The sequence below is a fragment of the Enterocloster sp. genome (assembly GCF_057861365.1).
Window position 1 is genome coordinate 69,834 of sequence record NZ_DBMACH010000002.1, and the last position, 23,456, is coordinate 93,289.

At 47.4% G+C, this 23,456-nt stretch carries 19 protein-coding genes; 17 read left to right on the forward strand and 2 right to left on the reverse strand.

Annotation, left to right across the window (positions count from 1 at the left end; translation table 11 throughout):
- Positions 1-89 precede the first annotated feature (89 nt).
- The gene (locus ACZM6M_RS03145) at positions 90-923 is read left to right on the forward strand and encodes a DegV family protein (protein ID WP_337434003.1); all 834 of its coding nucleotides are present in this window, start codon (positions 90-92) and stop codon (positions 921-923) included.
- A gap of 77 nt (positions 924-1,000) precedes the next feature.
- Here ACZM6M_RS03145 and ACZM6M_RS03150 read toward each other — a convergent pair whose 3' ends face one another.
- Positions 1,001-2,023 carry a PTS sugar transporter subunit IIC gene (locus ACZM6M_RS03150; RefSeq protein ID WP_337434002.1) on the reverse strand — a complete coding sequence of 341 codons (1,023 nt, stop codon included), beginning with the start codon at positions 2,021-2,023 and terminating at the stop codon, positions 1,001-1,003.
- Positions 2,024-2,243: 220 nt separating this feature from the next.
- Complete coding sequence (locus ACZM6M_RS03155; RefSeq protein WP_337434001.1) at positions 2,244-2,981, reverse strand: hypothetical protein; 738 nt, start codon at positions 2,979-2,981, stop codon at positions 2,244-2,246.
- A 225-nt stretch (positions 2,982-3,206) separates the two neighbouring features.
- On the opposite strand from ACZM6M_RS03155, the gene pepF reads away from it, so the two are divergent.
- From pepF to ACZM6M_RS03235, 16 genes are all read left to right on the forward strand, one after another.
- Positions 3,207-4,994: an oligoendopeptidase F gene (gene pepF, locus ACZM6M_RS03160; RefSeq protein WP_418496582.1), complete on the forward strand. Its 1,788-nt coding sequence runs from the start codon at positions 3,207-3,209 to the stop codon at positions 4,992-4,994.
- A 62-nt stretch (positions 4,995-5,056) separates the two neighbouring features.
- Positions 5,057-5,746 carry a DUF554 domain-containing protein gene (locus ACZM6M_RS03165; RefSeq protein WP_337932194.1) on the forward strand — a complete coding sequence of 230 codons (690 nt, stop codon included), beginning with the start codon at positions 5,057-5,059 and terminating at the stop codon, positions 5,744-5,746.
- A gap of 33 nt (positions 5,747-5,779) precedes the next feature.
- Positions 5,780-7,876 (forward strand): CocE/NonD family hydrolase, encoded by a 2,097-nt coding sequence (locus ACZM6M_RS03170; RefSeq protein ID WP_337932192.1) that lies wholly within the window; start codon positions 5,780-5,782, stop codon positions 7,874-7,876.
- A gap of 96 nt (positions 7,877-7,972) precedes the next feature.
- Positions 7,973-8,890 carry an orotidine-5'-phosphate decarboxylase gene (gene pyrF, locus ACZM6M_RS03175; RefSeq protein WP_337932190.1) on the forward strand — a complete coding sequence of 306 codons (918 nt, stop codon included), beginning with the start codon at positions 7,973-7,975 and terminating at the stop codon, positions 8,888-8,890.
- 45 nt (positions 8,891-8,935) lie between these two features.
- Positions 8,936-9,721, forward strand: a complete 786-nt coding sequence (locus ACZM6M_RS03180) for a dihydroorotate dehydrogenase electron transfer subunit (protein WP_337932188.1) — start codon at positions 8,936-8,938, stop codon at positions 9,719-9,721.
- Between the two features lie 14 nt (positions 9,722-9,735).
- On the forward strand, positions 9,736-10,638 hold the full coding sequence (locus ACZM6M_RS03185; RefSeq protein ID WP_418926422.1) for a dihydroorotate dehydrogenase: 903 nt from the start codon (positions 9,736-9,738) through the stop codon (positions 10,636-10,638).
- 114 nt (positions 10,639-10,752) lie between these two features.
- Positions 10,753-12,210, forward strand: coding sequence for a sulfatase-like hydrolase/transferase (locus ACZM6M_RS03190; RefSeq protein ID WP_066549572.1), 1,458 nt, complete (start codon positions 10,753-10,755; stop codon positions 12,208-12,210).
- 55 nt (positions 12,211-12,265) lie between these two features.
- Positions 12,266-13,963, forward strand: a complete 1,698-nt coding sequence (locus ACZM6M_RS03195; RefSeq protein WP_489489686.1) for a M3 family oligoendopeptidase — start codon at positions 12,266-12,268, stop codon at positions 13,961-13,963.
- Between the two features lie 112 nt (positions 13,964-14,075).
- On the forward strand, positions 14,076-14,417 hold the full coding sequence (locus ACZM6M_RS03200; protein ID WP_296037924.1) for an MmcQ/YjbR family DNA-binding protein: 342 nt from the start codon (positions 14,076-14,078) through the stop codon (positions 14,415-14,417).
- Positions 14,418-14,540: 123 nt separating this feature from the next.
- A complete protein-coding gene (feoB, locus tag ACZM6M_RS03205) occupies positions 14,541-16,886 on the forward strand; it encodes a ferrous iron transport protein B (RefSeq protein WP_337932122.1) in 2,346 nt (781 codons plus the stop codon).
- Positions 16,887-17,030 carry a FeoB-associated Cys-rich membrane protein gene (locus tag ACZM6M_RS03210; protein WP_296037919.1) on the forward strand — a complete coding sequence of 48 codons (144 nt, stop codon included), beginning with the start codon at positions 16,887-16,889 and terminating at the stop codon, positions 17,028-17,030.
- A gap of 74 nt (positions 17,031-17,104) precedes the next feature.
- Positions 17,105-17,728 (forward strand): metal-dependent hydrolase, encoded by a 624-nt coding sequence (locus ACZM6M_RS03215; RefSeq protein ID WP_317438730.1) that lies wholly within the window; start codon positions 17,105-17,107, stop codon positions 17,726-17,728.
- A gap of 154 nt (positions 17,729-17,882) precedes the next feature.
- A complete protein-coding gene (locus tag ACZM6M_RS03220) occupies positions 17,883-19,250 on the forward strand; it encodes an MATE family efflux transporter (protein ID WP_489489689.1) in 1,368 nt (455 codons plus the stop codon).
- Positions 19,251-19,682: 432 nt separating this feature from the next.
- Positions 19,683-20,741, forward strand: coding sequence for a LacI family DNA-binding transcriptional regulator (locus tag ACZM6M_RS03225; protein ID WP_167544887.1), 1,059 nt, complete (start codon positions 19,683-19,685; stop codon positions 20,739-20,741).
- 45 nt (positions 20,742-20,786) lie between these two features.
- Positions 20,787-22,529 carry a glycoside hydrolase family 3 protein gene (locus tag ACZM6M_RS03230; protein WP_066549549.1) on the forward strand — a complete coding sequence of 581 codons (1,743 nt, stop codon included), beginning with the start codon at positions 20,787-20,789 and terminating at the stop codon, positions 22,527-22,529.
- Between the two features lie 21 nt (positions 22,530-22,550).
- Positions 22,551-23,417: a carbohydrate ABC transporter permease gene (locus tag ACZM6M_RS03235; RefSeq protein ID WP_489489692.1), complete on the forward strand. Its 867-nt coding sequence runs from the start codon at positions 22,551-22,553 to the stop codon at positions 23,415-23,417.
- Positions 23,418-23,456 lie beyond the last annotated feature (39 nt).

The window sequence follows — 23,456 nt, forward strand, 5'->3', positions numbered from 1 at the left end:
GATTCTCCGCCTATTGACATTTTTATACAAATATTGCAAACTATAATAAGTAGTTTCTAAAACTATATTATAGGGCGGAGGAATTAGATGTGGTACAGATTATAACGGATTCTTCTGTGATGTATACAGAAGATGAGGCAAAAGCAATGGGGTTTGAGGCAATTCCCCTGTGCATACATATAGGAGATCTGGAAGGCCGGGATCTTCAGATTGATATGGAGGAATTTTACCGGCGTATTCAGGAAGGGCAGGTTCCCAGATCCTCTCAGCCTCCCATCGGGGAGGTGCTGGATGCATATGCCAGATATCCGCAGGATGAGATTGTCCATATTTCCATAGCGGAAGGCCTTTCCGGCACCTATCACGGAGCATGCAGTGCCAGAGAAATGACAGAAAACCCTGAGCGGATTACGGTGTTCAACAGCAGAACTCTGTGCGGGCCTCATCGATATATGACAGAACAGGCGCAGAAGATGAAGGAAGAGGGAAGAAGTGCTTCTGAGATTCTGGAATGGTTAAAGGAGGCTGCCCAAAAGACAGAGTCCTTTTTGATCCCGCAGGACTTTTCCTTTTTAAAGAGAGGCGGAAGGCTGACTCCCGTTGCAGCGGCCCTTGGTTCTGTTTTGAAATTAAAGCCGGTTATGAAGCTGACGGAGGATGGAACCAGAATTGACAATTTTTTTGTAAAGCGTACCATGTCTGCCGCTGTAAAAGGAATTATGGAGTACATGAAACAGAAGGACATCGGGCAGAACCATATTTTATATATTGTCCATGCTGCGGCGAAAAAAGAGGCGGAGAATATCCGTACTATGTTTGAAACCGCATTTGCAGGTCTGGAAATTCATATACTGGAGCTGAGTCCGGTGTTCGTGGCTCAGGGAGGGCCGAAGTGTGTGGCAATTCAATATATTCACCGTTAAATTTTGAATGTATTTGTACCGGTATATAAAAACTCCTGGCTGATTACCCTGTACGGGATCAGTCAGGAGTTTTTAGTTTACAGATCCAGCTTTAAATCGCCGTCCTTAATCCAGCCCATTTTCCGAAGTGCTTCTCCGAAAATAAAGGTCAATACAGCGGGGAGGAGGAAGCAGACGAAAAGGATTCCCAGCCACATACTGGTTCCGCCTCCCATGGCAGTGTAGATTCCGATGGGGCCTACCAGGCCGCAGGTTCCCATTCCTGAACCGGCAGGTATATTTTCCAGATGGAATACCATAGTGGCGATGGGGCCTGTGATCATGGATGCAAGTGTGGGGGGAATCCAGATCCGGGGATTTAAAACAATATTTCCCATTTGAAGCATGCTGGTTCCCAGCCCCTGAGCCATCAGGCCGCCGATTTTATTTTCCCGGTAACTCATAACGGCGAAGCCGATCATCTGTGCGCAGCAGCCTGCGGTAGCGGCGCCCCCGGCCAGACCATCCAGAGAAAGGGCAATACAGATGGCTGCGCTGCTGATGGGAAGGGTTAACGCGACGCCGATGAGGGCAGAAACGAGGATTCCCATGATAAAGGGCTGCATTTCTGTAGCAGTTTTTACAAGATTGCCGAACCAGCTCATAAAGCCTGCCACCCCCGGTCCTACGAACTGTGCTACCAGCACGCCGGAGATGATAGTAACTCCCGGAGTGACCAGAATATCCAGACGGGTTTCTTTGGACACGATTTTTCCCAGCTCTGCGGCTGCGATAGTAGCTACCAGAGCGCCTACAGGCCCTCCCAGGGCGTTTCCGGCAATACCTACGGTTGCGGCGGAAAAGAGGACAAGCTGGGGAGCTTTTAAGGCATGGGCAATGGCAATACCCAGAGCCGCGCCGGTAGCGCTTTTGGCATAGTCTGCGATTACATTAAAAATTTCAATGTGGAACTGCTGTCCAAGAGTTCCGAAAATGGTGCCGATCAGAAGGGAAGCAAAAAGGCCGAAGGCCATGGCTCCCAAGGCATCAATCAGATAGGTCTGGACGGTGATGCTGACATTTTTCCGTTTAAGGAAATCCTTGATACTGGCTGCTGACATAATAGATTCTCCCTTTTTTCTGCTGCCGGAGCCAAAATCACAGGGAAATCCTGCAGATGTCGGTTCCAGGCAAGGTTTGCTAGGGATTTTATCACATATTTACGAAATTGCAAGGATTTTGAAGAATTTCACAAGAGATTGTTAAGAAAATAACAAAAAAATACCTCCCTGAATGACAGGCAAAACAGCTCTGTGAATCAGGGAGGTATTTATATAAGAATTACTCTGCCTTTGTTGTTTCTGCTTCCTTTATTTCTGTAAGGGTTTCGGCAGAAGCTTCTTTTGTCTCAGAATCTGCCTGGGGAAGTACGTCTACGCGGTTTACCTCCATATAAATTCCGGGCATGGAACGGGTCATGGCTTCTGTGTGGCTTACTACACATACGTCGCCTTCCTGAAGCTTCTCAATGTCGTCCACACTGTCTTTGCTGATCATAAACTGATTTCCGTCAGCCTGCTCAAAGAGCACATTTTCTTCTTCGATGGCCTGTACGGTACCGATGGAATCCTGATAGGTATCATCTGCAGTGCGGATGGAATATACCTGAGGAAGCTGTCCGGGAAGGGACATGGTCATAACCATGGAATGGCTGATCACATAGGTTTCTCCGTCCTTTAATTCTTCCGGTAAAACAGTGAAGTCGCTGATATTGCAGATAAAATCTCCGTGGGTATCATTGTGGAAGACCAGCCTGCCGTCTTCTGCAAATTCACTGTCTTTTACATAAACAGCTTCTGTGCGGACTACGTCCTCGGCCAGAGCCTCTGTTTCTGATCCGCCGGTTTCCGGCGCTGCAGTAGTTTCTTCAGTCTCATCAGGTTTGGCTTCTGTAGAAGGAGCCTGTGTTTCTGTCTGAGGAGCAGATGTAGAGGCTGTCTGGGAACTGCCGCATCCGTTTAATAACATGGTTGCTGTGATAGCTGCCATAGCTGCTGTGGTGATAAATCTCTTTTTCATAATTAAAATCTCCTTTTGAGTTTGTTTTCTTTTTACATGTATGATTATAGCGGATAGATATTACAAAAACGATCACTTTCTTTTGACTATTTTATAATAATTTCTGACTTTTTTGTTAAGGAGGAGGGGAAATATTAAAAAATGATAGGGAAATCTGGTTTACAACCCCTTCCAATGTGATAAAATAAGGAATGATTTTGCAATGGAAGGAGCCTTGGGCTTATGATAAAAAAGAGAGATGAAATACCGGCGGAAGCCACCTGGAAGCTGGAGGATATGGTAGAGAATAGGGAAGCGTGGGAGAAGCTGTATGAAGAAGCGGTCCGGGAAACAGACCGCTATCAGGAGTTTAAGGGAACACTGGGACGGTCGGCGGATCGGCTTTTTGAGGGGCTTTCATTTGATGATTCTATTTCACAGAAAATAGAACGGCTGTATGTATATGCCAGAATGCGTTCCGATGAGGACACGGCGGGACAGCAGGCCCAGGATATGTTTTCCAGAGCCCAGAACCTGTCTTTTCGGGCAGGAGAGCTGTCGTCCTATATGGTGCCGGAGATTCTTTCAATCCCGGATGAACAGCTGGAAGCGTTTCAGAGGGAGAAAAAGGAGCTTGGGCTGTATGGCAGGCTGTTAAGCCAGCTGCTTAAGAGAAAGACCCATACGCTTTCCGATGAGCTGGAGGCGCTTCTGGCTGCTTCTCAGGAGGCCACGCAGGGGGGAGCACAGGTATTCCGTATGTTTAATAATGCAGATGTGCGCTTTCCATCCATTACCGGGGAGGATGGGAGAGAGCTTCCTGTAACCCATGGAACCTATATTTCCCTGATGGAGCATCCAGACCGCAGGATACGCAGGGAGGCATTTCAAAGTTTGTATAGTGTATACAGACAATATTCAAACACCCTGGCAGCTGCTTTTGGCGCAAATGTGAAGCAGGCTGTATTTTATGCCAAAGCACGAAAGTATACCTCCAGCCGGGAATATTATCTGAGTTCGAATGAGGTGCCTGAAGGGGTGTATGACCGTCTGGTGTCATCGGTGAGGAAGAGTCTTCCTCTTATGCACCGCTACATGTCCCTGAGAAAGAGGCTTCTTGGGGTGGATGAGCTTCATATGTATGACGTTTATGTTCCTCTTACATCGCAGGGGAATACACATTATACCTTTGAAGAGGCAAAGAAAATAGTGAAGGAGGGACTGGCTCCACTGGGGGAGGAATATCTGTCCCTGCTTGAGACAGGCTTTGAGGGCCGCTGGATTGATGTATATGAAAATGAAGGAAAGAGAAGCGGAGCTTATTCCTGGGGGATTTACGGCTGCCATCCCTATGTGCTGTTAAATTTCCACGGCACTTTAAATGATGTATTTACACTGGCTCACGAGATGGGGCACGCCATTCATACCTGGTATTCCAATGAAAACCAGCCCTATGTCTATGCAGGCTATAAGATTTTTGTGGCAGAGGTAGCGTCTACCTGCAATGAGGCCCTTCTGATCCGCTATCTGCTGAAGCAGTGTAAAGAAAAGAAGGAACGGGCGTATTTGTTAAACCATTTTCTGGAAAGCTTCCGGGCAACTCTGTTCCGTCAGACCATGTTTGCGGAATTTGAAAAGACAGTTCATGAGCTGGGAGCAGCGGGAGAGAGCTTGACTTCTGAAAAGCTGTGCGGAATTTACCAGAAATTAAATGAGGATTATTTTGGGCCGGATATGGTTTCTGATTCGGAAATTGGTTATGAATGGGAAAGGATTCCCCATTTTTATACACCTTTTTATGTATATCAGTACGCAACCGGTTTTTCGGCTGCCGTTGCCATCAGCCGCCGGATCATGGAAGGGGAGCCGGGGATTTTAGAGGGCTATAAGCGGTTTTTAAGCGGAGGCTGCAGTATGGAGCCGGTGGAGCTTTTAAAGCTATGCGGCGTGGATATGTCTGAGAGCAGGCCGGTGGATCAGGCAATGGAGTTCTTTGAAGAGCTTCTGGATGAATTTGAGGTATGCATGAAATGACAATGGACCGGACGGAAGGTGATTTGAAGTATGGGTAAATTTGGAAACAGGAGGAATGTATTATGTTGGGAACCATTGCAAATACTGGCGCAATTCTCACGGGCTGCGTAGTGGGAAGCACCTTAAAGAAGGGAATCGGAGAAAAGTATAAAACTGTGATGATGGATTCCATGGGGCTGGCAGCCACAGCCCTTGGAATCAATTCCATTGCAGAAGCCATGCCTGAATCACAGTATCATGTTCTGTTTATTGTAAGTCTGGCCCTGGGCGGCCTGATCGGTACAGGGCTTGATCTGGAGGCTGTCTTTGACCGGGCTGTGGGAAGGATTTCCGGCAGCTCTGAGCTGTCTAAGGGACTGTCCACAGCGATCCTGCTGTTCTGTGCAGGCACGCTTTCGATTCTGGGACCCATGCAGAGCGCCCTTCTGGGAGATAATACCTTCCTTTATACCAATGCTGTTCTGGACGGAATTACTTCTACGGTACTCAGCTCTGCCTTTGGCTTCGGTATCGCCATTGCGGCAGCGGTGCTTTTTTGCTGGCAGGGGAGTATCTATCTGCTGGCAAGTGTGATTGAACCCTTTATTACAGACGCTCTGATGACGGAAATCAGTCTGGTAGGCGGAATTTTAATTTTAAGCAGCGGTCTGGGCATACTGGGAATCAAGCAGATCCGTACATTGAATCTGCTCCCGGCCCTTTTGGTGCCGCCTGTGGTGATTGCCCCTCTGATAGCAGTGGGGATGGGATGAGGAGTACATATGCCGATTGGAGGATAATAAAATATGAACTGGAACTTTTACTTTTCCGGTATTTTATATGCAAAGATACGGGAAGAAACGGAAGCTCTGACGGTCCGGATTTTGGATATTGAAACAGGAAATCTGGGCGAAGAAAGACCTTTCGGAGAAAAGGAAAATGTATTTTTACAGAAGCTGTGCAGCCGCAGCATCGCAGGCTTTTTTGAAAAGAAAGCAGCCTGTGAGGAGAAAATTGCACAGGAGCCGGAAGTCTTTACCTTGGACGGGGAACGGTTTACAAACCGTCGGAGAGAGTCCTATATTCAGAGAGATAAGAAATTTCCAATGGACTTATTTTATGAAAATGGAAAAATCTGGGCAGTTTTAATGAGTGGACGCGATTATACCGGCATTCTGGTAAAAGAGGGTATGGAAGAGAATACGGTTCTGAAAATCTGGGATGAGGTATATCCTGACAGGCAGTGTTTTGGTGTCCGGTTTCTGGGAACAGAGTTTGTAAAGACCAGGGACGGGGAAATGCTGGCTTCGGATGTATATCTTCCCTCAGAGGGACAGCGTTTTCCCACGGTTCTGATCCGTACCCCTTATGGTAAATCAAGAGGGTTGGAAGGATATTACCGCTTTGTCCAGAGAGGCTATGCAGTGGTGATTCAGGATGTAAGAGGACGGGAGGACAGTACAGGGAAATGGATGCCCCAGTATTATGAAATTGAAGATGGAGATGATGCCTTAAACTGGATTGCTGCCCAGTCCTGGAGCGACGGGAGTGTGGGAATGACCGGAGGCTCCTATCTGGGATATGTTCAGTGGGCTGCTGCTGCCAGCGGAAATCCTCATCTGAAGGCTATGCTTTCCAGTGTGTGCGCCGGAAGCGCCTTTGTAGACCTTCCAAGAAGGGGCGGCTGCTTTGACTCAGGCATGCTGGCATGGTGTTTTTCTGTGTCAGAACAGAGGATGCGTCCGGATCTTATGGAACAGGAGAACTGGGATGAGATTCTGGATATCCGTCCCATTGAGGATATTCCGAAAAAGGCTCTGGGGCGGGAGTTGCCCTTTCTGACAGAATGGCTGAGGCATAAGGATATGGACGAATTCTGGAAAAAGGGAAACTGGCATCTCAACTATAAGGGCGGACCGGTTCCTGCGCTGATCATGTCCGGATGGTTTGATGATAACGGAATGGGAACCTCAGAGGCCCTGGAGCTGGTAAAGGACTGGCCTGAGGGAACCTGGAAGGCAGTGCTCGGTCCCTGGAAGCACAGCGGCAATGCAGACTATGATCTCCACGGTATTCATATGGGGCCGGATGCCCTGCGCTATGATATGGATATCCTCTGTATGAAGTGGCTGGAGCATTTTTTAAAGGGAATAGAGAATGGCATTGAGAGGACGCCTGCGCTGGAATATTATACTCTGGGTGATAATACCTGGAAAAACGGGCAGTGCTGGCCGCCGGCCAATACAGAAGAAGCAATCCTTTACCTGAACGGAGCAGAGGACGATTCAGCTGCCGGAAATGGAGCCGCCTGCGGTCAGGGAAGCCTGAGCTTTAGGGCTCCTGAAACAGGTGGAAGGGATTCCTATTTTTATGATCCCGGAAATCCGTCCGTACATATTATAGATATGTCTGAAAATGAACTGGAGGTTCCGGAGGACTATACGGTGATCGAACGGCGGGAGGATATGCTTTCCTATACCACAGAGCCCTTTAAGGAGCCCTTTACGATTACGGGCGAACTGGCGGTGAAGCTGTATGTTTCCTGTGACTGTCCTGATACAGATTTTATGGTCCGAATTACAGATGTAGATGAAACAGGGCGGTCCATTAAGCTGGCGGATGGTGTTTTATGTGCAAAATACAGAAATGGCTTTGAACAGGCTGAGTATCTTAAGCCGGATCAGATTTATCCTGTTACTATCCGCACCACCAAAATATCCAATACGTTTCTTCCAGGCCACAGCCTTCGGCTGACGGTTACATCCAGCGGTAAAAACTTCATTTTCCCCAACAGCAACACAGAAGATGGCTTTGACAGCACTCGTATGGAAAAAGCCCATGTCACGGTACACCGGGGAGCACAGACGCCGTCCGCAGCGGTGATGATGAGAGAGAAGGACTGAGGGAAAGGACAGGGCGTTTCGGGGAAAATGGGTACTGTTCAGACGGTGAAAACTATGATAGAATTATAACATATCACAAGATAAGAGGAGGATATTATGATCCGTCAGTTAATTGAAAAAATACAAAAAACCAAGGCGCCGATCTGCGTAGGCTTAGATCCCATGCTTTCCTACGTTCCGGAGCATATCCAGGCGGCTGCTTTTGAGCAGTACGGCGAGACATTAGAGGGAGCGGCAGAGGCAATCTGGCAGTTTAATAAGGAAATTGTAGATCATACCTTTGATCTGATCCCGGCTGTTAAGCCTCAGATTGCCATGTATGAGCAGTTTGGTATTGAGGGCTTAAAGGTATATAAGAGAACTGTAGACTACTGTAAGGAAAAGGGGCTGGTTGTAATCGGCGATGCAAAGAGAGGCGACATCGGCTCTACCTCCGCAGCCTATGCCACCGGTCATATCGGAAGCGTACAGGTAGGCTCTAAAACCTACAGCGGCTTTGACACAGATTTCCTTACGGTAAACCCATATCTGGGCACAGACGGTGTAAAACCATTTGTAGACGTATGCAACAGCCATGACAGAGGCCTTTTCGTTCTGGTAAAGACCTCCAATCCTTCCAGCGGCGAGTTTCAGGACCGCTTGATCGACGGACGTCCGCTTTACGAGTGGGTGGCAGAGAAGGTAGTAGAGTGGGGCAATGCTTCCATGGACGGAGATTACAGCAATGTAGGCGCAGTAGTAGGAGCAACCTATCCGGAGATGAGCCGTATTTTAAGAAATCTCATGCCTCATACCTATTTCCTGGTACCGGGCTACGGCGCTCAGGGAGGTACTGCTGAAGACTTAAAGCACTGCTTTAATAAAGACGGTTTAGGAGCCGTTGTAAATTCCTCCAGAGGTATTATTGCGGCCTACAAGCAGGAAAAATATAAAAAGTTCGGTACAGAGCATTTTGCAGAGGCATCCAGACAGGCTGTGATGGATATGGTGGCAGATATTAACAGCGTACTGTAAGATGAATTACGGCATCAGGACGGAAATGGAAATAGGAGAATGTTCATGGCAAAGTTAAAGATGACAGCCTCTGTGGTTTCACAGGCACAGCTGGCTGAAGGTATTTATGATTTAAGACTGAAGGCCCCGGAGATTGCGTCACAGGCAGCGGCAGGACAGTTTGTATCCGTCTATTCCAAAGACGGCTCCCGTCTGCTTCCAAGACCCATCAGCCTCTGCGGAATCGACAAAGAGGCCGGACAGCTGCGTCTGGTATACAGAGTAGCAGGGGCAGGCACAGAAGAGTTTTCTGCATTGAAGGCAGGGGATACGGTCGATATCCTGGGGCCTCTGGGAAATGGCTTTTCTCTTCTGGAAGGGAAAAAAGCCTTCCTGATCGGCGGCGGTATCGGTATTCCTCCTATGCTGCAGCTGGCAAAGGAGCTGTGTGCGCTGAATGGTTCTGAAATGGTTCAGTCTGTGATCGGCTATCGCGACAGCCAGCTGTTTTTGAAGGATGAATTTGAAGCTTACGGTCCGGTTTATACTGCTACAGAGGATGGAAGCCGGGGAACAAAGGGGAATGTGCTGGATGCAATCCGCGAAAATGGACTTACTGCAGATGTGATTTATGCCTGCGGTCCGACCCCTATGCTTCGCGCCTTAAAGGCATATGCGGCAGAGAACAACATTCAGTGCTGGATTTCTCTGGAGGAGAAGATGGCCTGCGGTGTGGGCGCCTGTCTTGCCTGTGTCTGCCAGTCTAAGGAAAAGGACGAGCATTCTCAGGTGCACAATAAGCGTATCTGCAAGGACGGCCCTGTATTCCTGGCAGATGAGATTGAACTGTAAAGGAGGACGGCCCTGTGAATATGAGTGTAAATATCGCCGGAGTGGAATTTAAAAATCCGGTGATGGAAGCCTCCGGAACCTTTGGCTCCGGTATGGAATACAGTGAATTTGTAGATTTAAACCGTCTGGGCGCTGTTGTTACAAAAGGCGTGGCAAATGTACCCTGGCCCGGAAATCCCACTCCCAGAATCGCGGAGACCTACGGCGGTATGATCAATGCCATTGGTCTGCAGAATCCGGGAATTGACGTATTTGCAAAGCGTGATATTCCATTTTTGAAGAAATACGATACAAAAATTATTGTGAATGTCTGCGGTCGTTCCACAGAGGACTACATTGAGGTAGTAGAGCGTCTGGGAGAAGAGCCGGTGGATATGCTGGAGATCAACATTTCCTGTCCCAATGTAAAAGAGGGGGGAATTGCTTTCGGTCAGGATCCAAAGGCGGTTGAGGCGATTACAAAGGCAGTAAAGGCTCATGCAAAGCAGCCGATTATTATGAAGCTCAGTCCCAATGTGACAGATATTACCGTGATGGCAAAGGCTGCTGAGGCAGGCGGTGCAGATGCGATTTCCCTGATCAATACCATAACGGGAATGAAGATTGACGTGGAGCGCCGTACCTTTGCCGTAGCCAACAAAACAGGCGGACTTTCCGGCCCTGCTATCAAGCCGGTGGCAGTGCGCATGGTGTATCAGGCAGCTAATGCGGTTAAGCTCCCTATTATTGGAATGGGCGGTATTGCCAATGCAGCGGATGCTCTGGAGTTTATTCTGGCAGGTGCTACGGCTGTAGCCATTGGAACAGCCAATTTCCACAATCCATATGCAACTGTGGAAACCGTAGACGGTATCCGGGCATATATGGAACGCCACGGAATAGATGATATAAAAGAACTGATCGGCGCTGTGAAATAAGCAGCCGAAGCAGGGATAGAAACGATGACGAAAGCCCGCGGGAGTCAGAATCCGGCGGGCTTTCACTGACAGACGCTTTTACAGGGGGGAAGCAGCACTCGAAAGGAGAAGGGCATGGACAATCAGAGATATAACGTACTTTTTATACAGACAGATCAATGGTCTCAGAATTTTATGGGGTATAGAGGGTGCAGTGAAATTATGACTCCCACCATTGACCAGCTGGCAAGAGACGGGGTGATTTATACAAACTGCTACAGCACCTGTCCGGTATGTATACCGGCCAGACGGAGTCTGATGACAGGTATGAGCCCCAGAAGCCATGGTGACAGGGTATACAGCGACCGGATGAAGATGCCGGAAGCGAAAACACTGGCCCAGGCATTTTCAGATGCCGGATATCAGACTGTGGCAGTGGGAAAGCTTCATGTGTATCCCCAGAGAAACCGTATTGGTTTTAATGAGGTGATTCTTCAGGAAGAGGGACGCTATGAATTTGGCGTTCTGGACGATTATCAGATATGGCTGGCGGAAAACGGAGCGGTAGGGCAGGAGTTTTCTCATGCTATGGGAAATAATACATATTATACGACTCCATGGCCCCTTGAAAGACGGATGCATCCTACCGTGTGGACTACGGCACAGATGGTGCGGCAGATTCAAAGGAGAGATCCTACACGTCCTTCCTTCTTTTATCTGTCCTATCAGTTTCCACATCCGCCGCTGGTTCCGCTGAAGGAATATCTGGATATGTATAAAGACGAGGATATTACTCTGCCGCCAGCAGGAGACTGGGTTGACGACAGCTTTATCATGAAGGAAATGACAGAATCCGGCAGGCATTACAGCGACAGAGAGATAAAGCTGGCAAAGAAAGCCTATTTTGCCCAGTGTACTCTGATTGATCATCAGATTCGTCTGGTACTGGGAGCGCTGAGGGAAAATGGAATACTGGATAATACACTGATTGTGTTTGCCAGCGACCATGGGGAAATGCTGTTCCAGCATAAGATGGCGGGGAAACGCAGTTTTTATGAAAATTCATCCCATATACCGCTGCTCTTTTCAGGAAAGCCTGTAGCTTCCCTGAGGGGAAAGAAGGATACGCGTCTGGCCTGTCTGGAGGATATTATGCCTACCCTTCTGGAATTCTGCAAAATTCCGGTGCCGGATACGTCAGAAGGGGAAAATCTGTTTGGTGAGAGAAAGCGTCAGGTTCTGTTTGGAGAAATAAGCGAGGGGCCAAGAGCTACGCGCATGATCCATGACGGACGCTTTAAACTCATTTATTATCCATGGGGAAACAGGATTCAGCTCTTTGATCTTGAACAGGATCCAATGGAAATGAAAGATCTGTCAGGGAGGTCTGAGGTAAGGCAGATACAGGAAGCACTGGAAAAGGAACTGATGCAGCAGCTGTACGGAGAAGATGTAAACTGGATTTCGGACGGAAAACTGACAGGCGTAGAGGCGCCGAAATACAGAGAAAAGGCAGATTATGGTTTTTCCAATCAGAGGGGGCTTCACTGGCCGGTGGTTATGCCTGTTTCAAAGGATTCGGCTGGAAGCTGACAGGAATGATAAAATAAAAATGATCCATACTAGTCATAAACAGGAGGAACCCAACATGAAATTCAGTGAAATGCCCTATGAACGGATTGATTTTGATGCCGCCAAAGAGGAGCTTTCCTCTATTATAAAGGCTTTTCAGGAAGCCGGTACGCCTCAGGAACAGATGGAGGTCCACAGACGCTACTATAAGCTGATGGGCCGCATCAAAACCCAGGCTACTCTGGCGGAAATCCGTCACAGTATTGATACCACAGATCCCTTTTATGAGGAAGAGAAAACGTATTATGACCAGGAAATGCCCGCATTTTCCAATCAGGAGGTGCAGTATAAGAAGCTCCTCTTTGCTTCTCCATACCGCAAGGAGCTGGAGCTGGTCATCGGCGGGCCTGCATTTAAAAATATTGAGCTTGCGGCAAAGTCTGTAAGCGAGGCAGTGATCCCTTTGATGCAGGAAGAAAATGCCCTTGTGACAGAGTACGAAAAACTGCTTGCCGGCGCAAAGATTGACTGGAAGGGAAAACTCCTTAATCTTTCCATGATGACGCCATATTTAAACCATGAGGATCGGGAAATCCGGAAAAAGGCGGCTGCAAAGGTGAATGCGTTTTATGAGGGGATTGCAGACCAGCTGGATGAACTGTATGATAAGCTGGTAAAAAACCGTACGGCGCAGGCAAAGAAGCTCGGCTTTGAGACCTATACAGATCTGGGCTACTGCCGTATGAACCGCAACAGCTACGGAAGAAAAGAGGTAGAGCAGTTCCGGGATCAGATTAAAAAGGACTGGGTGCCCTTTGCGGAAAAAATGTGGGAAAACCGCAGGAAGCGTCTGGGTCTTGACACCTTGTACCACATGGACGAGGGCTTAAGCTTCCCGGAGGGAAGCCCCAAACCAACAGGAACTCCGGAGGAGATATTAAAGAGCGGGCAGAAAATGTATGAGGAATTATCCCCTGAAACCAGAGAATTTTTCGATTTTATGATGGAAGGGGATCTGTTTGATGTATTTGCCCGTCCCCATAAGCAGGTGGGAGGGTATATGACCTATCTGCCGGATTATCAGGCTCCCTTTATTTTCGCCAACTTTAACGGAACCGCCGGGGATGTGGATGTAGTGACCCATGAGTGCGGCCATGCATTTCAGGGGTATATTTCAGGAAAAGATCCTATTATGGAGCATTCCGATATTACGATGGAAACGGCAGAAACCCATTCCATGTCTATGGAGTTTTTCACTAATCCGTGGATGGAGCAGTTCTTTGGCAGCAGGGCCGGTGATTTCTTAAAATCCCAGCTGGAGGATGCGGTAGTATTTATCCCCTATGGCAGCATGGTGGATGAATTCCAGCATATTGTATACGATCATCCGGAAATGACTACGGCAGAGCGAAAGGATATCTGGAAAAAATTGGAAAAGCAGTACAAACCCCACCTGACATATGAGGAGGAATCTTCATTTTATTCAGAAGGCGGCTTCTGGCAGCGCCAGCACCATATTTACAGCTTCCCATTTTATTACATTGATTATGTAATTGCTCAGACGAATGCCTTTCAGTATAAGATCTGGATGCAGAAGGACTACAGAGCAGCCTGGAAAAGCTATCTGGCGTTTTGCGAAGCCAGTGCTTCAGACTTTTTTACCTGTATGTTAAAGGATGCAGGTCTGGATTCCCCCTTTGAGCCGGGAATCATCCGGCGGATTGCGGCAGAGTTGGAAGAAATTTATAATCAGATGGAAACAGATTATTTATAAGCGGAGTGATTTTGGCAGAAGATTCTGTGGCTAGCGGAATCTTCTGCTTTGCTGTATGCTTTTGGCAGAGTGTTTGTTTTGCAGAAAAGGGAAGGAGAAAAGAAGATTTCACATGAAAGAACGCAGAGAGGTATTAGATTATGGAATGACCTTTCAGGATGTGTATATAGATACGCCGTTTCACGATCCGAACTGGGTACTTCTTAGATATAAAAAGAATCGTAAAGCCTTTGCCTGGACGTATGAGAGAAATGGGACTATGTGGGTGAATGTAAAGGTTGATCCTCAATGGAGAGAATTTTGGAGAAAGGCATACCCTTCCATACAGCCGGGATACCATCAAAATAAGGAGCACTGGAATTCAATTCCTTTGGACGGGAGGATTCCGGATGAAATCATAAAGAGGATGATAGGGGAAAGCTATGATCTGATCGGTGGGGGAAAGAAGCAGTAAAATGATTCGATTTATAGTTAGCTTAAACAAAGCGTGCTTGACAAATGATAAAAATTATCATAAACTAACTTCGCAAGAATACAGATGAACGTCGTTTCAGAGTATGAGAAAGGACAAAGAAAAATGACACTGAAGCATTTGGAAATAGGAAAGAGTGCTGTCATAAAGGCAGTTGGCGGGGAAGGCGCTCTGCGCCAGCATTTTTTGGATATGGGGGTGATACCGGGAGCAGAGGTAACGGCTGTGAAGCTGGCGCCCATGGGAGATCCCATGCAGCTGCAGATCCACGGTTATGAGCTGACTCTGCGCCTGGATGATGCGGATCAGATCGAGATTGAACCCATTGACATCCGTACCCGCAGCCATGAGGGGGCAAAAAATATTAACAACAGTGTTCATCCCGGCCTGGGAGAGGATGGAAAATATCATGTGAAGGGAGAGGGAAATCCCCTTCCTGAGGGTGAAATTCTTACATATGCCCTGGTAGGCAACCAGAACTGCGGTAAAACCACTCTGTTTAACCAGCTTACCGGAGCCAATCAGCATGTGGGGAATTTCCCCGGCGTTACGGTAGACCGCAAGGATGGCCCCATCAGGGGGTATGCCAATACGCGGATTACGGATCTTCCGGGTATTTATTCTATGTCTCCCTATACAAATGAGGAGATCGTATCCAGAAACTTTGTGTTGGAGGACAGGCCGAAGGCAATCATCAATATTGTAGACGCTACCAATATTGAACGCAACCTGTATCTTACCATGCAGCTTCTGGAAATGGATGTTCCCATGGTAATTGCCTTAAATATGATGGATGAGATCACAGGAAACGGAGGCACCATTGATGTAAACGGGATTGAAGCCATGCTGGGAGTTCCGGTAGTACCGATTTCTGCGGCAAAAAATCAGGGTGTGGATGAGCTGGTAAAGCATGCAATTCACATTGCCAGATATCAGGAACGTCCGGGGCGTCAGGATTTTTGTGATGAAAATGAATTTGGCGGAGCCGTGCACAGAGGCATCCATGCGGTCTGCCATCTCATTGAGGATCATGCAAAGAGCGCGGGAATCCCGCTGCGGTTTGCAGCCTCTAAGCTGATCGAAGGCGATACGCTGATTTTAAAGCAGTTAAAGCTGGATCAGAATGAAGAGGAAACCTTAGAGCACATCATTTTACAGATGGAAAAGGAACGGGGGCTTGACCGCAGCGCAGCCATGGCGGATATGCGTTTTTCCTTTATTGAACGGATCTGCGAAAAAACCGTGGTAAAGCCAAGAGAGAGCAGGGAGCATATCAGAAGCCGGAGAATTGATCAGGTTCTGACTGGAAAGTATACGGCGATCCCCTGTTTTATCGGAATTATGGCTGCGGTCTTTTACCTGACCTTTAATGTGATCGGAGCATGGCTTCAGGGGATTCTGGAAATAGGCATCACGGCTCTGACAGAGTGGGTGGACGGAGCTCTTACAGCAGCTCATGTAAATACGGTTCTTCACGGCCTTGTGATTGACGGTATCTTTTCCGGAGTAGGTTCTGTGCTTTCCTTCCTTCCGATTATTGTAACGCTGTTCTTTTTCCTGTCCATGATGGAAGACAGCGGATATATTGCAAGAGTTGCCTTCTTTATGGATAAGCTGCTGCGAAAGATCGGCCTTTCCGGCCGGAGCATCGTGCCTATGCTCATCGGTTTTGGCTGTACTGTTCCTGCAGTGATGGCGACCCGGACGCTTCCAAGCGAAAGGGACCGTAAGATGACCATTCTCTTAACACCCTTTATGAGCTGTACGGCAAAGCTTCCGATCTATGCCTTTTTTGTCAGCGCCTTTTTTCCGGGACATGGCGGCCTTATTATGACAGGCCTTTATATTCTGGGAATTCTGGTGGGTATTTTAGCGGCAGTCTTATTTAAGAGCACCCTATTTAAAGGGGAGGCGGTTCCTTTTGTAATGGAGCTTCCCAACTACCGTCTGCCGGGGGTTAAAAATGTAAGCCAGCTTTTATGGGAAAAGGCTAAGGATTTTCTGCAGAGGGCTTTTACCGTAATTCTGGTAGCTACGGTGGCTGTGTGGTTTTTGCAGAGCTTTGACTTCCAGTTTAATCTGGTAGAGGATTCATCGGGAAGTATCCTGGCTGTGATTTCCGGCTGGCTGGCTCCGCTGTTTGCGCCTCTGGGACTGGGGGACTGGCGGATCATTACCTCTCTTGTCAGCGGCTTTATGGCAAAAGAGAGCGTGGTATCTACTCTGGAAGTCCTCTTTGCAGGCGGGGTAGAGACAGCCCTTACCACATTGGCAGCAGCATCCCTTCTGGTGTTCTGCCTGCTCTATACGCCTTGTGTGGCAGCGATTGCCGCTGTGAAGCGTGAACTGGGCGGAAAATGGGCGGTTTTAGTTGTACTGTGGCAGTGCGGGATTGCGTGGATTGCGGCTATGATCGTTAAAATCATTGGAAATCTGATGGGAGTGATGTAAATGAATCCGTGGAATCTGGTAACTGGACTTCTGGTATTTGCTTCTCTTGCAGCTGCGTTGAGGAAGCTATGGAAGGATAAGAAAAATGGAACAGGCGGCTGCTCCGGGAGCTGTTCCGGCTGCAGCGGCTGCTGTGGACATTGAGAGAACGTATATGTGGGATCTGGGCTTGCCAGGTCCCATTTTTAGACAAAAGACAAGACGGGAGATGATACGACATGATGGGAAAAACACATATGATAGCCGGGATCGGGGCCGCTGTGCTGATCTCGCCCCCTGATACTATCGGCGGCTGCCTTCAGGCTCTTTTAGGAGGAGCTCTGGGTGGACTGATCTGCGATCTGGACGTACAGTCCAGCACTTACTGCCGGGATGCGCGGGTCGTGAGAAATACAGCCCTGCTTTTAGGGGCTGTGATCTTATTTTTAGACTGGAAATGGAGCACCGGAATCTGGGATCATATCGGTTCCCATCTGGGGAGCAGGCAGCTTCTTGGACTTGGGATTTTTCTGGTGATAACCATTGCAGGAAAGCTGTCCTCCCACAGAAGCTTTACCCATTCTTTTCTGGCACTGGGGTTTTTGATGGCTGCGTTTTACTTTCTGTATGCTCCGCTGATCCCCTATGTGGCAGCAGGCTTTCTTTCCCACATGTTTTTGGATCTGTTAAATAAAAAGCCGGTAGAAATTTTTTATCCATATAAAAAAGGTGTTTGCCTGCGGCTGTTTTCTGCGGATGGGCTGGCAAACAGGTTGATCTGCACCGTAAGCCTTGTTTTTGTTGTGGTTCAGATGTGGGATATTATGTGGAAGCTGGTTCTGGGCGCGGCAGGCCGTTTTTAAACTCTGGGCTTATCCATGGATGGTATGATTGTATGAGATTACGGATTTTAATGCGTTAGAAAATAAATTTCGTTTAATTTGATGTGTGACAATGATTCATACCTGTGCTACAATGTCATAACTGAAATCTGTAAGAATGGAAAGGAAATCTGCAATGGAACAGGATATGACAAAAGGAAGCCCTTTTCGGGTTCTGATCATGTTTACACTGCCTCTTGCAATTGGAAATATTTTCCAGCAGCTTTACAACATGGCAGATACCATCATTGTGGGGCGCTATGTGGGTGCGGATGCGCTTGCAGCAGTAGGATCAACGGGAACCGTGATGTTTTTATTAAACGGCTTTGCACAGGGCATTACAGCCGGATTTGCCGTGCTGACCTCCCAGCGCTACGGGGCAAAAAAGATGGACGGGGTAAGACAGAGCGTATCGAACGGTATCCTTCTTTCTCTGATCGGCGCCATTGGCTTTACGGCAGCCAGCCTTTTATTTATGCGTCCCTTGCTGCATCTGATGAATACGCCGGAAAACATTTTTGCGCAGGCTTATGAGTATATTTCCCTTATCAGCCTGGGAATGGTGGCCAATGTATTTTATAACCTGTTTTCTTCCTATCTGAGAGCTGTGGGAAACAGCCGTATGCCTCTTGTTTTTCTGGTGCTGTCGGCCTGTTTAAACGTAGTGCTGGATCTGATCCTGATCATCAACTTTAAAATGGGAGTAGCCGGAGCTGCCTGGGCGACTAACCTGTCTCAGGCAATTTCTGCTGTATTATGTGCAGCCTACATCTATAAAAAGGTGCCGGCCCTGATGCCGGAAAAGCGCCACTGGCGATTCCACAAGGGCGATACCCGTTATCAGCTGGCTACGGGGATTCCCATGGCGCTGCAGTTTGCCATTACCTCCTCGGGAACCATGGTGATGCAGTCAGCGATTAATCTGTTTGGCTCTGAGGCAGTGGCCGCCTACGCGGCAGCCGGAAAAATCCATGGCCTGCTGACCCAGGGAATGGTAGCTATGGGGCAGACGATGGCTGTATACAGCGGCCAGAATTACGGAAAAGGTGATGCAGGACGAATCCGCCAGGGTGTCCGTGCGGCTTTGATCATTGAGGTAATCTATTCGGTGGCATCTGCAGTGGTCGTATCGGCAGCTCTGGGGCCAAGTCTGGGTCTGTTCTTCTCAGGGGAGGTAGATCTGGCGGCTATGATGCCCTGGGCCAGAACGTATACAACCATCTGTACCCTGTTTTATGTGCCTTTATGTACTATTTTTATCTTCCGAAATACCATGCAGGGCTGCGGATACGGCTTTCTGCCTATGATGGGCGGAGTGGTAGAGCTGGCAGCCCGTCTGATCGTAGCAGTGATCGCTATGGATATTCACAGCTATTGGCTGGCCTGCGCCTGCGATCCTGCCGCCTGGGTGGGAGCCGGTCTGTTTACAGGCATTTCCTATCTGTATGTAATAAAGAAGATTGAGAAAAATCTGGGGAAGGGGACGGCAGTTCATAAATCATAAAAGTAAGATAACTTTAAGAATATCTGCACCTGCAAAAAACGGACGCGGCGGCTGTGATCACATGGCTGCTGCATCCGTTTTCCAGTTTGAGAGGGACATAGATATATTCACCTTGAACATAACGCCGCAGTTCTTTTGCCGGCGCGTTCGGAAGAATAAGCTGTGCATCACATTGCGAAATGTGCAAAATGACCTCCTGCTGTTTTTGAAGACATATAAAAAAGATAAAACTGATAAAAATAAATGTAAAACACAAGGAAATTCAAAAAAGGTTTCGACGAAAGCGATAAAAATTATGCATAAAATTTGTGCATTTATTACAAAGTTACGCAAAACGTATCGTAAAATAGTCGGATAGTTTCGGATGAAAGGTTATGTTATACTTTATATATGACGAGGGAAATGTTTACGAACGGAGTGAAAAGACAGCCGATGAAGTCAAAAAAAATCACAATCAAAGATGTTGCAAAAGAGGCAGGCGTTTCAGTTGCAACTGTATCCAGAGCGCTTAATGGCTTGGGTGGAATTGGGAAGGAAACCAGAGATCATGTATTGGAAATTTGCGAACGCATGGCCTATGTACCCAGTACACTCGCCAGCGGATTGACGATGCGTCATACAAGAACGCTGGGGATTGTGGTGCCGGATATTACCAGTCCGTTTCATGCACAGCTGATGGTGCTTCTTACCAGCGAGGCACAGCAGTATGGTTATCAGGTGCTTCTCTGCAATAGTTTTCGGGATTATGAAACAGAGATGGAATATTTCAAGCTTCTGATCAGTAATCAGGTGGAGGGGATCCTGTTTTATCCTGTGGGAGATATGAGCTCCAAAAATCTGTATCAGTATATGCGGTACGTTCCGATCGTTTCATTAAATGAAATGCCGGATAACAGCCCGATTCCCTATGTGTGCGGTGATGAGCGCAAGGGTGGAAGTCTGGCAGCCGAACGCCTGATTCGGGGAGGATGTAAAAAAATTCTCTGCATTGGTATCAAGGAAGACCGTCTGGTCCATCGTTACCGGGTGGAAGGGATTATGGATGAGGCTAGACAGTGGGGAGCAGAGATTGAGGTCTACGAGAGTGATAAAAACTATAAAAGCAGTTTTGATCGTGGATATGGACAGGCAAGTGAACTGATACGGGAAAGCCTCAGGCCGGGAGGAGAGCCGCTTCCGGATGGCATCATTGCGGCCAGTGATGCAACAGCCAACGGAGTAATCAAGGCATGTATGGAATATGGAATAGCGATTCCTGACCAGATGTCAGTGATAGGTTTTGATGATATCAACGGTGCGGTTCCTGCAGTGGAACTGACGTCAGTGTCGATTTCACACAAGCTTCATGTGAAGCGTGCAATTAATCTTTTGATCCGTATGAAACGGGAACGTACCCTGAAGGAGCAGGAACGGGGGATAAAACTTCGACCGGCTTTGGTAGAACGAAGTTCCTGTCAGGCGGTCAGAGGCAGTGGCATATATAAACAATAGTTTTTTGGGGAACTGCAGACATACATCACAAGGAGGTACGAGTATATGGTTGATCTGAAACAGAAACCATTCTATCTGTCAGATGAAGATATCCGTTGGGTAGAAGAAACGATTGCATCCATGACGGATGAAGAAAAAATTGGGCAGCTGTTTATTATGCTGGATCGAAAAAAAGATTTTGATGAGACGAAAGAGATTTTTGATCGTTTTCATATCGGAGGATGCCGTTACAGCAATGAGCCGGCAGAAAAGATTTATGAACAGAACCGTTTTTATCAGGAACACAGCAAAATTCCGGTTTTAATCGCGTGCAACTGCGACAACGGCGGTGACGGAGCCTGCGGCGGAGGAACGTATGTAGCCACGGCGGCGGCATGTGGAGCTACGGATGATGACAGTACTGCTTACAGCGTAGGATATGTGAGCGGAAGAGAAGCTGCAGCTGTGGGATGCAACTGGGATTTTGGCCCGGTTTGTGATCTTCTTTATAACTGGCGCAATACGATCGTAAATACCAGAGCATATGGCAAGGATCCTGAACTGGTAATAAAAAATGCAAAGGCATATGTGAGAGGTGTCAGGGAAAGCGGACTTGCTGTCTGCTGCAAACATTTCCCAGGCGATGGAATTGAGGAACTGGATCAGCATCTTGTTATGGGTGTAAATACAATGGAGTGTGATGAGTGGGATTCTACTTTCGGTCATGTTTATAAGGAAATGATCGACAGCGGAATTCAGAGCATTATGGCGGGTCATATTGCGCTGCCGGAATACTCCAGAAAGCTTCGTCCGGGTATAAAGGATGAGGATATTATGCCGGCAACACTGGCGCCGGAACTGATCACGGATCTTCTGAGAGGTAAGCTTGGATTTAATGGACTTGTTCTTACGGATGCCTCCCATATGGCTGGAATGACAGCTGCTATGCCAAGAAGTCAGCAGGTGCCCGGAGCAATTGCAGCAGGCTGTGATATGTTCCTCTTCTTTAATGATATCGAAGAAGATTTTGGCTACATGATGGATGGTTATAGAAATGGAATCATCACAGAAGAGCGCCTTACAGATGCGCTGCGCCGTATTCTTGGATTAAAGGCTTCTTTAAAGCTTCACGAAAAGAAGAAGAAGGGTACGCTGATACCTGAAAAGGAGGGGCTTTCTGTTGTGGGATGTGCAGAACATCTTGCTATGGCAGCAGAAGCAGCTAAAAAGAGTATCACCCTTGTAAAAGATACTCAGCACAATCTTCCTGTTACACCAAAAACTCATAAGAGAGCATATGCTTTTGTAATCAGCAGTCCACCTATCTCACGTAAAAACCAGCATGATCCTGTAAAGCAGCTGGTAAAGGAGGAGATGGAGAGGTTTGGTTATGAAACCACCATGCATGAAAGCTATTATGATCTAGTATTGGATGATGGCATTACAAAAGAAACTGAGCTGCGTTCCGTGATAATCGGAAAGGTAGAAGAGTTTAAAAAGAAATACGATGTGGTATTTGTATTTATCAATATGAAGGGATATGCTCAAGCCAATAATGTGCGTCTGGAGTGGTCCATCGGTCATTCTACGGAGATTCCGTGGTATGTAAAAGAACTTCCTACCATATTTATTTCTTTAAATTATACCAACCATTTGTTGGATGTGCCTATGGCTAAAACCTTTATTAATGCTTATGCCCCTACCAGAGAAGTAATTCGTCAGACCATTGAAAAGGCAGCTGGTGAGGCGGCGTTTGAAGGAACCTGCAATGATAACGTATTCTGCGGCCGCTGGGATACTAGGCTGTAGAGAGAAAGGGGGAATTAACCTATGAATACAAAAGGATCAAAGAAAGCGCGCAAGGACTTTTTTACAGGTATGGGATTTATTCTTCCCAGTCTTTTGGGATTTTTGATTTTTACCTTTATTCCTGTAGTAATCTCCCTGTGCCTGAGCTTTACAAGCTGGAACTTTATGGAAGGTATAGAGGGAATCAAATTTAATGGTCTTGCAAACTATATCCGTCTCTTCTCAGATGAGTGGTTCCTTAATTCCTACAAGAACAACATTATATTTACTGCAGTAACAGTGCCTGTTCTGATCGCACTGGGACTTGTAATGGCTACTATTATCAACAAGTACATTTATGGCGGCGGTGTAGTGCGTACCATGATCTTCATTCCTTATATCGCCAGTGTTGTTGCTGTATGTACGGTGTGGATGGTTCTTTTACAGCCTAGCTACGGACCAGTTAATGAATTTTTCCGTTCCATCGGAATCGCAAATCCTCCAGGCTGGCTGGCTGACTTCAAGTGGTCTCTTCCATCGATCATGATCATATATGTATGGCAGCAGGTTGGATACTATTCTATCGTATTCCTGGCAGGTTTAAAGGGACTTCCAGAGGATGTGTATGAAGCTGCAAAGGTAGATGGTGCGTCTTCGATCCGTCAGTTCTTTTCATTGACAGTGCCGCTGATTTCCCCTACAACCTTCTTCCTTACAATTATGGGTATCATCGGTTCCTTCAAGGTATTCGATCAGATCAGTGTACTGACCCAGGGCGGTCCTGGAAGCTCCAGCTCCGTTATGGCTTACTATGTATACCGCACTGCTTTCGATTACTTTGAAATGGGTTATGCCAATACCCTGGCATGGGCGCTTTTCGTACTGGTATTCATTGTTACACTGGTTTAGTGGAAGATGCAGGCAAAGTTTTCAAATGAGTAAGGAGGG